Origin of the sequence: Hymenobacter polaris (genome assembly GCF_012927305.1) — a bacterium.
GTDB lineage: Bacteria > Bacteroidota > Bacteroidia > Cytophagales > Hymenobacteraceae > Hymenobacter > Hymenobacter polaris.
This window is the reverse complement of record NZ_JABBGH010000002.1, coordinates 1,099,904-1,112,389: the sequence shown is the minus strand read 5'-3', so window position 1 is coordinate 1,112,389 and position 12,486 is coordinate 1,099,904. Positions and strand designations below refer to the sequence as shown.

Here is a 12,486-nt window from a genome sequence, read left to right as displayed (position 1 = left end):
ATTTACCGCCTGCATGAATACCCCCGCTAACCTGCACTACACCAAGGACCACGAATGGATTAGCGTGGACGGCGACACGGCCACCATCGGCATCACCGACCACGCGCAGCGCGAGCTGGGCGATATTGTGTACGTGGATGTGGACACACTCGACAAGGACATCAGCCAGCACGACGTCTTTGGCACCGTGGAGGCCGTCAAGACGGTTTCCGACCTGTTCAGCCCCGTGAGCGGCACCGTGCTGGAAGTGAACGCCAAGCTGGCCGACGCTCCCGAAACTGTGAATAGCGACCCCTACGGCGACGGCTGGATTATCAAGCTCAAGCTCAGCAACCCCGCCGAGCTGGCCGACCTGCTCACGGCCGACGCCTACACCGAGCTGGTGGGCGCGTAGCCGCCCGCCACCCAGCTCTTTTTTCACCCATCCCACCCGCCACGCCGCGTGGGCCCGCCCCCGAGGCTGCGAAGCCGGTAGCCCTGCGCTGCTGGCCCGGCGGCCCTGGGGCAGGCCTAGGCGGCGTGGCGGCCTTTTAGCCCCCCTACCTGCTGGTTATGAAGCTACTCCAAAAGCTATTCAGTAGCCCCTACCCTACCCTCGTCTGGACGATAACCATTCTGGTGCTAACCTTGACGCCGGCCGCCGACATGCCCGAAACGCCCGCCTGGAAGCTACTTTCCTTCGACACGGCGGCCCACGCGGGCGTATTTGGGCTGCTGGCGCTGCTGGCTTATCCGTGGGTGCAAACCTGGGCCCTGCGCCCGCGCCTGCTGGTGCTGCTGGGCGGCGTGGCCCTAGGCGCCCTCATTGAGGTTTTGCAATACGCCATGCACCTGGGCCGCCAGGCCGAGTGGTCAGATTTGCTGAGCGACAGCATCGGCGTGGTGCTGGCGCTGCTAGTCATTGGTGTGGGGCGCCGCCGGCTGGCAGCTTCGGCGAGCTTGCTGCTACTAGCGGCCCTAGGGGCCACTGCCCAGCCGGCCACCCCCAGCGCCCCCGATGCGCCCGACCTCGCCCGCGCCCGCCGCACCATTGCGGAGCTGGCCGCACCTAGCCTGCACGGGCGCGGCTACGTGCAGGGCGGCGAGCACCTGGCCGCCGCCTACCTGCGCGGGCGCCTGCGGCAGCTGGGCTTGCAGCCCCTAGCGCCCGACTACACCCAGCCGTTTACGCTGGACGTGAACACGTTTCCAAACAAAGCAACCCTAAACGTATCGTCAATTACTGGTAACTCTCCAGCTCATAAGCTGCACCTGGGCACTGATTTTATTGCGGCGCCAGAATCGGCTGGTACGCTGGGTAAGCCGCTTACGGCTCTTGCCATACGGCTCGACAGTTCGATTTTCTCCCAACCGTCGTGGCAAGATGCGCTACTCAAAGAAGCTGCTGATGCCCTAGGGTCAACCCGACGGTCAGAGGGACGCCTAGCGAAGCCGTTTTTGGTACTAGCGGCTCACGATGAAGCGCGCCTTGCTAAGCTACCTCTGCCGCTACAGCACTATCTGGATTCGCTACCTAATCGTGTGCTACTAGTGCCTAAGCTAACGGCTTCGCTTGCTCCCACGGTTAGTCCAGCCATTCGCATTGAGAGCTTAGAGAAATTACCAGTGTGGCAATTTGGCGAACAACATCAACGCTTTGCGCTACTAAATCTGCAGCTCGACGCTCAATTGCTGCGCAACTACCAGACGCAGAACCTGGCGGCCGTGGTGCGCGGCAGCACGCAGCCCGATAGCTTTTTAGTAGTATCGGCCCACTACGACCACCTCGGCATGATGGGCAAGGATACTTACTTCCCCGGCGCCAACGACAACGCCAGCGGCGTGGCGCTGCTGCTGGAGTTGGCCGCCCACTACGCCCGCCCCGAAAACCGGCCGGCTTGCTCGGTCGCCTTTTTGCTATCTGGGGCCGAGGAAGCGGGATTGATTGGCTCGTCCTACTTCGTGCAGCACCCGCTGCTGCCGCTGCCCCGCATCAAGTTTTTGGTTAACCTCGACTTGCTGGGCACCGGCGAGGAGGGCGCCACCATCGTGAACGGCCGCGTATACGAAGCTGCCTACCAGCGCCTAGTGGCCCTCAACGATACACACCACTACCTACCCAAACTCACGGCCAGGGGGCGGGCCGCCAACTCCGACCACTTTCCCTTCTCGGAAGCCGGCGTGCCGGCTTTTTTTATGTACACCCGCGGCGGCAGCCAAACCTACCACGACGTGCGCGACCAACCGGCCGCGCTCTCGCTGGCGGGCTTTGCGGGCGCCTATGGTCTGGTGCGCGACTTTCTCGACCAGCAAGGGGCTAGGCCCGAAAAAAGCCCCGGCCGATAACCGGCCGGGGCTTTTTGGTATTCTTACTCGTAATGTAACTTATTTTAATTTAACCCTTTATAAACATTCAACGCTAACTCATAACACTTTAGCACCCTATAAAACACGTCCGGTACCCTAGGCTTTAGCCGTTGTTGGCTTTCAGCGAAGCCATGATTTTCTTGGCCAGCGGCTCCCACTCGGGCTTCTGGCGGTCGGCGCAGTTGAAGGTGCAGATGAGCAGCTTGCCCTGTACGTCGGTGAAGAATACCAGCGTGTACACCTCGTGGCCCATCTCGGGCTTCATGTACTCGATAAAGCCCACCTTGCGGCCGTTCACTTCCTTCACGCCTTCGCTGAAGAACGTGGCGGCCTTATACTGCTTGTGGTAGCCCTTGGCGAAGTTGGCCTCGTACACCTCCACCATGTCCTGGTCGGCCTCGTTGTCGGAATAGTTAAAAGACAGCGACACCAGGTTATTGTTGGTGAAGACCACGCTGGGGCGGCTGTTGGCGTGGGCATATTGAAAGTCCATCTGCTGCTCAGTCATTACCTCGAAACCCTTGGGAATGAGCAGCTCGACGCGCTCGCTGAGCACCCGCTTCTTAATCAGCTCTATCTCGGAAGCCGGGCGGGCTGCCATGAGCAAGCTGGTACTGGCGACCAGCAACAGGAGTAATAGTGCTTTCATAAGATGGGGAAAAGTAAGCGACTAGCTTTTGAATAATTACTTATACTGCTTCACTGGGACTAAGTTACAACTAAAATGCAACTGCTAATCAACTACTGAAATTGAAAATATTGGCGCTATGACACAGCTCAATGCAACAATTTTTATAATATTTGACTATTAGTCAAATTATTATGTCACATTATTTAAACTTTTAATGGCAGAGTTATTTCTTTTAAGCTCAACCAAATAAATTTTATTTTATATGAAAAATACAAAATCTAATCTCTACAGTACTACAGTTGCCTTACTGTAGTTAGCTATAAGATATTGTTGAGTTGTTCTTTAACTTTTTCAAGTTCTTCCTTCATGCCCACCACCAAGTGCTGCACCACGGCATCGTTGGCCTTCGAGCCAATGGTGTTGATTTCGCGGCCAATCTCCTGGGCCAGGAACGCCAGCTTTTTACCTACGGCCTCATCGGGCTGCTGGATTGCCAGCTCGAAATAGTCTAAGTGCGCGGCCAGGCGCACTTTCTCTTCGGCAATGTCGAGCTTTTCGATGTAGTAAAGGACTTCCTGCTCGAAGCGCGCAGCGTTGAACTGCTCGTGCTGCACCAGCTCGGCCAGGTGGGCCTGCAGGCGCTGGCGCACGTGCTCAATGCGCTGGGGGTCGTGCAGCTCCACGGCGGCCAATTGCTGCCGAATGGTGGCGATGTAGCCCAGGATTTCGCGCTGTAGGGTCTGGCCTTCGTCGTGCCGAAACTGCTGCATGGCGGCCAGGGCCTGCGTGAGTAGCGGCTGCAACTCAACCCAGGTGGGCTCGGCGGCCTGGTCGGTGGGCGGGACATCGGCGGTTGTCATTACCACGCCGGGTAGGCGCAGGGCGGCCAGCAGGGTTTCTTCGCCGGCGGGTACCCCTAGGGTCTCGGCTACGGCCTTAAGCTCGGCAAAGGCGGCGGTTAGGGCCTCGCGGTTGATGGGTGCGGCGGGACCGGCGGCGCTCGCAGCGCGGGTGTAGTCGAAACTGAAGTTGACCTTGCCGCGCAGCAGGGCCTTGGTGATTTGCTGGCGAATTTCTAGCTCGTGGGCTTGCAGGAAGCGCGGCAGGCGCAAGCTCAAATCCAGGGTTTTGGAGTTGAGCGAACGCAGCTCGACGGTGGCGGCGTAGTGGTCGGTTTCGCGGTGGGCCTGGCCGAAGCCAGTCATGGAAAGCAGCATGGGGAGGGGCCGGCTAAGCGGCGAATCGTGGTGTAAAGTTGAGCTTACTGGCGGGCGGAACGGGGTAGTTTTGGCTTAACGGGGGGATTTACCCGGTAAACTGCCCAGCTTACTGAACGAGCCCTAGGAGCCCCGGCAGGCCAATAACCGCAAAGCTAGCCTTATGGCGGTTGCGCGGTCGGCATGGGGGCGGGGCGAGTCCCCGCCCCGCCCCTACTGCCCCCTAGGGCCTGGGCGGGCTACTGAGGGCTAGACGCTTAGGCTGGCAGATTACTGCAATGTTACCTAGCTTCCTTATTACCAACAATTTGATAAACCTGAAGCCAGCCGGTGGGGCTCGGATGAAGGGGACCTTTGTGGTCGAATAGGACCAAACCCCTTTCTACATGCACACGCTTACGCAACCCCGAACTGCCTTGCGCTTGGCAGTTCTTTTTATGTTACTGCTGCTGAGCCGTTTGGCTTCGGCGCAGGTCACCACTTCGGCCATCAGCGGCAAGGTGGTGTCGGATAAAGGTGAGGAGCTGATTGGCGTGACGGTGGTGGCTACCAACGTGCCCACCGGCGTGAAGCGCGGCACCACCACCGAGCCCGACGGGCGCTTTACCATCCCGAACCTCGGCCCCGGCGGGCCTTATGAGGTACTGATAAGCTACGTGGGCTACAAGCCGCAGACTATTGGCAACATCACCCTGACGCTGGGCAACACGGCCAAGCTGAACGTGACGCTGGCCGCCGAGGCCCAGGCCCTGAACGAGGTAGTGGTAGTGGGCAGCACCCAGGCCACCAAAACCGGCGCCGGCACCAACGTGGGCCGCGCCGCCCTGCAGCAGCTGCCCACCATCTCGCGCAGCATCCAGGACTTTACGCGCCTCGACCCGCGCAACAGCAATGGCTCGTTTGCGGGCTCGTCGTTTCGCTACAACAACGTGACGCTTGATGGGGCCGTGAACAACGACGCCATCGGCTTCTCGCCTTCCCTAGGGGGCCAGAGCGGCACTAGCGGCCTGCCCGGCGGCTCGGCCCGCGCCAACCCTATCTCGCTCGATGCCATTCAAGAAATTCAGGCCCAGGTGGCGCCGTTCGACGTGAAGCTGGGCAACTTTACGGGCGGCTCGGTGAACGCCGTGACCCGCTCGGGCACCAACGACTTCCACGGCTCGGTGTACGCCTACGGCCGCAACCAGGCCATTACGGGCAAGAGCGTGGATGGCAACCTGAGCAAGATTGGGGCCTCGTACCGCGACAACCAGCAGGGCTTCCGCCTAGGGGGGCCAATACTCAAAAACAAGCTGTTCTTCTTCGTGAACGGCGAAACCTCGCGCCGCACCGAGCCGCAGTTCTTCGGCGCGGGCCAGCCCGGCTCGCCCGTGACGCTGGATTTGGCCCAGGTGATTTCGGCCAAGCTGCAAAACACCTACGGCTACAACGTCGGGGCTTACGGCGACTACAACATCTACGCCAACAGCGACAAGCTGTTTGGGCGCCTCGACTTCAACCTGAACGACAAGACCAGCATCACGCTGCGTCACAACTTCATCACGTCGGTGGCTTCGAACCTGGAGCGCTCGGGCAGCTTGTTTAAGTTCGGCTCGCAGGACTACAACCAGCACAACATCCAGAACTCGACGGTGCTGGAAGTGAAGTCGAACTTCACTAACTCGCTGGCCAACAACCTGATTCTGGGCTACACCAACATCCACGACTACCGCGACTTGCTGTACGGGCAGAGCAGCCTGTTTCCGGCGGTGCAGATTAACAACGTGGGCACCACGGTGGGCACCATGGGCACCAACACCTACTACGCCGGCTCGAACCAGATTCTGCTGGGCTCGGACCGCGAGGCGAGCATCTTCAACCAGCGCCAGAAGACGTTTGAGGTAACCGATAACTTCACCTTCTACACCGGCGCGCACGCCTTGACGGTGGGCACGCACAATGAGTTTTACCACATCGACTACGGCTTCATCAACTCCTGGAACGGGCGCATCGAGTACAACAACGTCAACCAGTTTTTGAACGACATGCCGAGCCGCATCCGCGGTACCTACAACAAGACGGATAACTCGTACGAGTACAACTTCAACAATCCCTCGGCCGCGTTCAACATCAGCTTCCTGAGCGCCTACGTGCAGGACGAGTGGACGGTGACCGACCGCCTGAAAATCACGCCCGGCCTGCGCTTCGATATTGCCACGCTGCCCACCAAGCCCAGCCTAAACACGGGCCTGGTGAACGACCCGCAGAACGACGCCCGCACCCTCAACCAAACCTACTCACACACGCCCTGGCAAGACCTCAACAACCAGTACCTGGGCCAGTTGCAGGTGTCGCCCCGCCTAGGGTTCAACTACGACGTGAACGGCGACGGCTCGTTCGTGGTGCGCGGCGGCTCAGGCTTCTTCACTGGCCGCGTGCCGTTTGCCTGGTTCGGCTACGCCTACTACAACAACGGCGTGAACTTCAACTCGGTGGACTTGAACAACATTCAGAACGGCACCGTTGGCGCGGCGGGCCAGCCGGCCGGCACGGGCGCGGGCACGGTGTATAAGCTGAGCCAGAACCCCAACCAGATTTACAGCCAGCTGCCGGCCTCGGCCCAGAACACGACGGAAGTAAACCTGGTGGACAACAACTTCAAGATGCCCAAGGTGTGGCGCTCGTCGCTGGCCTTCGACTTCAAGTTTGCCAGCGGCACGCGCTTCTCGCTCGAAGGCCTGTACACCAAGACTTTGCAGGACGTGCGCTTCGAGAACATCAACCTGGTGGACAACGTGACCTACTTCGCCAACGGCCCTACCCAGAGCCCCCGCTACGCGGGCTACACTTTCCCCGGCGCCACCAGCGCGTCTACTCGGGTAAATAATGGCTTCTCGAACGCTTTCTTTCTCACCAACACCCAGCAGGGCTACCGCTACCAGTTCACCGGCTCGGTAGGCCAGACGCTTAATAACCTGCTGGACGTGACGGCCGCCTACACCTACGGCGTGAGCAAGGACATCAGCAACGGCATCCGCAACTCGCCCCAATCGAACTGGGAGCTGAACCCGGCCCTGAACGTGAATAACCCGGCCCTGGCCTACTCGAACTTCGATTTGCGCCACCGCTTCGTGGCTACCGTGAACCTGCACAAGAGCACCAACAACGGCCGTTTCACGGGCTACTTCACGGCCGTAGCTACCTACGCCGCCGGCTCGCCCTATACCTGGGTGTATAACAACAACTTCCTGGGCAACGGCCAGCAGAACGTGCAGCTGGCCTACATCCCTAACTCGCCCACCGACATTGCCCTGGTGAGCCGCACCAGCAGCACGGCCGCCTACACCCTGGAAAACAACGGCGCCCAGTACGCCGCGCTGAACAGCTTTATCAGCAACGACCCCTACCTGAGCACCCGCCGCGGCCAGTATGCCGAGCGCAACGCCGCCCGCACGCCCTGGAACAACCAAACCGACGTGCGCCTGATGGTAGAAGCCAAAATCGGCAAGCTGCAGCCCAACGAGGCCGGCCAGGTGCCCCAGGGCCACGCCATCCAGGTGTCGTTCGACATCCAGAACGTGGGCAACTTCCTCAACAACAGCTGGGGCCGCCAGTACTACGTGCCCAACACGTTCAACTCGACCTTGGGCACCGGCCTCTCGCAGGTGGGCTTCGTGAACTCGGCCGGCGCATTCAGCACCACCTACGGCGCCAGCACCTACAACACGCCGGCCTTCACCTTCAGCCAGCCCGCCACCTACTCCATCGACCAGCTGGCCTCGCGCTGGCAGGGGCAGTTGGGCGTGCGCTACCTGTTCTAGGCCTTTCGGCCGGGCTGGGGCCCTAGGGCCCGCACCGCTGGTAAAGCCTGCTCCCGCCGGAGCAGGCTTTACTTTTGCCGGGTAGTTACCGCGCTTCGCTTTTTGCCTTGAGAATTCTGCACCTGCCCAAGTGGTACCCGCACCGCTACGACGACCAGGACGGCGACTTCGTGGCGCGGCACGTGGCGGCCATCGCCCGGCAGCCGGGCATCGAGTCGGCGGTGGTGTTCGCAGCCGTGGCGCGCGGGCCGGTGGCGGGCTGGCTGGCCGAGGACCACGACCTGGGCGGCCCGGTGCCCACCTGGCGCTACTACTACCGCGCCCGCCCGAGTGGCTGGGCGCCGCTGGATAAGCTGCTGAAGCTGGGGCTGTGGCTGCTGGCCATGGGGCGCGGGCGGCGGGCCGTACGGCGCCATTGGGGCGGGGCCGCGCCCGACGTGGTGCACGCGCACATCCTGTTTCGGACGGCGCTGCTGGCGCGCTGGCTGCGCGGGCGCCACGGCTGGCCCTATCTGATTACCGAAAACTGGACCATCTTTCAGCCTGCCAATGCCTGGCGCCTGGGCCTAGTGCGGCGCTGGCTGGCCGGCTGGCTGGTGCGCGGCGCCGCCGCCTACACGCCCGTGAGCCACGACCTACGCCGGGCGCTGGCGGCCCTAGGGGGCGTCAATGCCCACACCGTCGTCATCCCCAACGTAGTCGATACCGACCTCTTTTACCTGCCCGCCGACCCTAGGGCCCGCACCGGCCTGCTGAATGTAGCGGCATTTAATGAGCCAGCCAAAAACCTGAGCGGCCTACTGCGCACGGTGGCCCACTTGCGCGCCGTCCGCCCTACCCTGCCGGGCCTGCACCTGCGCATAGCCGGCTACGGCCCGGCCGAAGCCGCCATGCACCAGCTGGCCGCCGAGCTGGGCTTGCTGGCCGACGGCACTGTAGAGTTTCTAGGCAAGCTGACGCCCGCGCAAGTAGCCGACGAAATGCGCCGGGCGGCGGTGTTCGTGCTGTTCAGCAACTACGAAAACCTGCCCTGCGTGCTTATTGAGGCGCAGGCCAGCGGCCTGCCCGCCGTGGCTACCCGCGTGAGCGGCGTGCCCGAGCTGCTGCCCGACGACGGCACCCTAGGGCTGCTGGTGCCCGCGCGCGACGAAGCCGCTTTGGCCGCGGCCCTTACGCAGGCGCTGGCGGCACCGGCCCGCTTCAGCGCGGCCGCCATGCGCAGCCGCGCGGTGGCCAAGTTCAGCTACCCGGCGGTGGGCGCGGCCTTCCAGGCAGTTTACCTCCGTATGTTAACCTCATGAGAGTCCTTCGTTCGCTGCTGGAAGTAGCCGTAGCGCTGATACTGGCGCTAGCGGGGCTGCGCTGGGCCCTAGGCCTCTTTTCGCGCAAAACCACGCTCTACCGCCCCACCATCACGCAGCAGATTTCGCTGCTAGCTTGGCCGGTGCTGGCCATCGCGGCGGGGCTGGCCGCCGCCGGCCCCAACCTGCTGGGTGGCAGCGCCACCGAGCGCTGGCTGGCCTGGGGCTTGCTGGGGGCAGTGGTGGCCCTGGCGGCCCCGGCCCTGCTGCTGCACCTGCGCTACTACACCCGCAACGCGGCCACCGAGCTGCTCTTCGTGCCCACCCAGGGCCAGCTGCAAGTGGCGCTGCACGGCACCTTGGCCTACGACGCCGGCCGCCAGGGCTGGCCCGGCCCCGGCCCCGTAGAGTGGCACCGCTGCCGCTGGCCGGGCGTGTTCTGGCGCCGCTACGAGTACCTGCGCCTGCCCCTACCCCAGGGCGACCTCATCCTTACCTCGCTCATGCTGCCCAACATGCGGCCGCTGGTGAACTACCTGCGCGAGTTTGGGGTGCGGGTAGACGAGAAAAACCGCGCCTGGGCCTGGGTATAAGGCTGAACGCCTGGCCAAAAAGGCAGTCATGCTGAGCGCGAGCGAAGCATCTCTATCGCGCCCCTATGGTGTCCTTTGGGAGAGATGCTTCGGCAAGCGAACGCCAGATAAGCATGACCACCTTTTTACTTCTTCCCTAGTTGCTACCGATTTCCTGCTACCTCCGACCTTTGCCGCATGGCTGAATCCTCTGCTCCCCTCCTCCACTACCTCGACCAAGGCGACCCGGCCGCCACGCCGCTTGTGCTGCTGCACGGCCTCTTTGGCACCCTCGACAACTGGCAGACCCTAGCCCGCCGCTGGGTGGAGGAGGCCGGCCTGCGCGTGGTGAGCGTGGATTTGCGCAACCACGGCCGCTCGTTCCATTCGCCCGCCCACAGCTACGCCCTCATGGCCCAGGACGTGGCCGCCCTACTCGACCATTTGGCCCTCGACCCCGCCCGCCTCACGCTGCTGGGCCACAGCATGGGCGGCAAGGTGGCCATGACCCTGGCCCTCACCCAGCCCGCGCGCCTGGCCCAATTGCTGGTGGTGGACATCGCCCCGCGCTTCTCCAACATGGAGCACCAGGACGACATCGTGGCCGGCCTGCAAGCCGTGGATTTTACCGCCCTGCAAAGCCGCGCGCAAGCCGATGCCGCCCTGGCCCAGCACATCCGGCAGCCCGGCGTGCGGCAATTTCTGCTCAAAAACCTGTACCGACGCGAGGATAATTCGTTTGCCTGGCGCATCAACCTGCCGGTGCTGGCCGCCGAGCTAGCCGCCATTGGCGAAGAAATTACCAGCGCCCAGCCCTTCCTCAAGCCCACGCTCTTCATCCGCGGCGGCACCTCCGACTACATTACGGCCGAGGACAAGCTGACCGGCATCCCCGCGCTTTTCCCCAACTCGCAGATAGCCACCGTGCCCGACGCCGGCCACTGGGTGCACGCCGAGAAGCCCCAGGAGGTGTTTGAGCTGGTGCGCAACTTCGCCACTATGAGTAAGCCACAATGAGCACAATTAGCAAGCAGCACAATAAATAATGCGTCATGCTCATTGCTAATTCATAATTAAATAGAGATGCTTTACCTCCTGCCCACGCCGCTCGCCGACGGCACCGCGCCCCAGGTGCTGCCGCCGCAAGTGGTGGCGGCCGTGGCCGAGCTGCCCTATTTCCTGGTCGAAAACCTGCGCACGGCCCGCCGCTTCGTGAAGGAGGTAGCGCCGCACCGCGTCATCGAGCAAATCCGCTTCGAGCTGATTGACAAGGACAGCACGCCCGCGCAGGTAAAGGCCGCCCTAGCCCCCCTGCTGGCCGGCAACCTCGCGGCCGGCGTGCTTAGCGAGGCCGGCTGCCCCGGCATTGCCGACCCCGGCGCGGCGCTGGCCCAGGAGGCGCACCGGCTGGGGCTGGTGGTGCGGCCGCTGGTGGGGCCGTCGTCCATCTTGCTGGCCCTCATGGGCTCGGGGCTCAACGGGCAGCGCTTCGCCTTCCACGGCTACCTGCCCATCGAGAAAGCCGGCCGACTGGCAGCCCTCAAGGCGCTGGAAAAAGACGCCGCCCGCCTCGACCAAAGCCAGCTGTTCATCGAAACGCCCTACCGCAACGACCAGCTGCTGAGCGACTTGCTAACGCACTTGCAGCCCGCCACCCGCCTGTGCGTCGCCGCCGACCTCACGGCGCCTACCGAGTACTTGCGCACGCTGCCCGTGGCCGAGTGGCGGCGCCTGCCCGAGCTGCCGGCCTTGCACAAGCGCCCGGCCGTGTTTGCCCTAGGCCGCTAAAACCAGCCTAGGCCCAAAGTGCTTATTTCGCGTTGCTGAGGCTGCCACCGTTCAAATCGCGCGACACGGTGGGCGAGCCGTAGTAGCGCACCGTCGAGCCGCTATTGGCTTCCACGAGCAGCTCCTTGCTGGCGGCGATGCGGGCGGTACTCTTGTCGTTGGCTTCTATCTGGGCGCGCTCGCTCAGCAGCTGCTGGCCCTCGTAGGTCGAGCTGCCGCTCACGCGCACGTCGAGGCGCGGGGCGGTGCCGGCGAGCGTGACGGTAGCCGCACCGTTTTCGCGCACCACCAGCACCTGGGGCGCCAGGTCGGTGGCGGTGAGCGTGGCGCCGGCCGTCACGTCGAGCACGCAGTCGGGCGCGGCGAAGTTGCCGCTGGCCTGCACCTTGGCGCCGCTGGTAGCGGCCAGGGAGGTCAGAAAATCGGCCGTGATGGTGGCTTGCAGCTTGTGGTCGGCCTTCATCAGCTTGCGGTCGTCGCGCTCCAGCAAGTCATCGTAGGAGATTATCAGGATGCCGTCTTCGAGCTTGGTGCGAATGTTAGCTACAAACTCGGCCGTGGCGGCGCTCACTTCCACGCGCTGCGCGGGGCCGGCCGTGAGGGTGAGGCTGATGCTGCCCCCCACCCGCACGCCCCGAAAATGAGCTACCTGGCGCACTTGGGTGGTGGCGCCGGCAGGGGCAGCCTGCGCCTGGGCGGCCAGCGGCGCGCCGGCGCTCAGCAGGGCGGCGAGGGCTAGGTATTTTATCATGAGTAGGTTTTCGAAAGCAAGCTGCGCTTCAAACGGCGCTGCCGCAAAAGTATTGGGCCGGGCGCCGCGCGCCGCGGCCG

Annotated in this window: 10 protein-coding genes; 7 read left to right on the top strand and 3 right to left on the bottom strand. The window is 63.0% G+C overall.

Going from position 1 to position 12,486, the window contains the following annotated elements:
• Nucleotides 1-13 precede the first annotated feature (13 nt).
• Together gcvH and HHL22_RS14955 are read left to right on the top strand one after the other, a co-directional pair.
• Nucleotides 14-394, top strand: a complete 381-nt coding sequence (gcvH, locus tag HHL22_RS14960; RefSeq protein ID WP_169532147.1) for a glycine cleavage system protein GcvH — start codon at nucleotides 14-16, stop codon at nucleotides 392-394.
• A 158-nt stretch (nucleotides 395-552) separates the two neighbouring features.
• Entirely contained in the window at nucleotides 553-2,325 is a 1,773-nt protein-coding gene (locus HHL22_RS14955) for a VanZ family protein (protein ID WP_169532146.1), read from the top strand.
• 124 nt (nucleotides 2,326-2,449) lie between these two features.
• On the opposite strand, the gene HHL22_RS14950 is transcribed toward HHL22_RS14955, so the two are convergent.
• Nucleotides 2,450-2,995, bottom strand: a complete 546-nt coding sequence (locus HHL22_RS14950) for a hypothetical protein (RefSeq protein WP_169532145.1) — start codon at nucleotides 2,993-2,995, stop codon at nucleotides 2,450-2,452.
• Between the two features lie 299 nt (nucleotides 2,996-3,294).
• Entirely contained in the window at nucleotides 3,295-4,194 is a 900-nt protein-coding gene (locus HHL22_RS14945) for a YicC/YloC family endoribonuclease (RefSeq protein WP_169532144.1), read from the bottom strand.
• 437 nt (nucleotides 4,195-4,631) lie between these two features.
• Between HHL22_RS14945 and HHL22_RS14940 the strand changes: the two genes are divergently transcribed.
• From HHL22_RS14940 to HHL22_RS14920, 5 genes are all read left to right on the top strand, one after another.
• A complete protein-coding gene (locus tag HHL22_RS14940) occupies nucleotides 4,632-7,994 on the top strand; it encodes a TonB-dependent receptor (protein ID WP_206680727.1) in 3,363 nt (1,120 codons plus the stop codon).
• A 107-nt stretch (nucleotides 7,995-8,101) separates the two neighbouring features.
• Complete coding sequence (locus tag HHL22_RS14935; RefSeq protein ID WP_169532142.1) at nucleotides 8,102-9,295, top strand: glycosyltransferase; 1,194 nt, start codon at nucleotides 8,102-8,104, stop codon at nucleotides 9,293-9,295.
• Nucleotides 9,292-9,888 carry a hypothetical protein gene (locus tag HHL22_RS14930; RefSeq protein WP_169532141.1) on the top strand — a complete coding sequence of 199 codons (597 nt, stop codon included), beginning with the start codon at nucleotides 9,292-9,294 and terminating at the stop codon, nucleotides 9,886-9,888. Before HHL22_RS14935 ends, HHL22_RS14930 begins: the two co-directional genes overlap by 4 nt.
• A 177-nt stretch (nucleotides 9,889-10,065) precedes the next feature.
• Nucleotides 10,066-10,884, top strand: a complete 819-nt coding sequence (locus HHL22_RS14925) for an alpha/beta fold hydrolase (protein WP_169532140.1) — start codon at nucleotides 10,066-10,068, stop codon at nucleotides 10,882-10,884.
• A gap of 66 nt (nucleotides 10,885-10,950) precedes the next feature.
• Nucleotides 10,951-11,655 carry an SAM-dependent methyltransferase gene (locus HHL22_RS14920; RefSeq protein WP_169532139.1) on the top strand — a complete coding sequence of 235 codons (705 nt, stop codon included), beginning with the start codon at nucleotides 10,951-10,953 and terminating at the stop codon, nucleotides 11,653-11,655.
• A gap of 22 nt (nucleotides 11,656-11,677) precedes the next feature.
• Here HHL22_RS14920 and HHL22_RS14915 read toward each other — a convergent pair whose 3' ends face one another.
• On the bottom strand, nucleotides 11,678-12,406 hold the full coding sequence (locus HHL22_RS14915; protein WP_169532138.1) for a head GIN domain-containing protein: 729 nt from the start codon (nucleotides 12,404-12,406) through the stop codon (nucleotides 11,678-11,680).
• Between the last annotated feature and the right edge of the window lie 80 nt (nucleotides 12,407-12,486).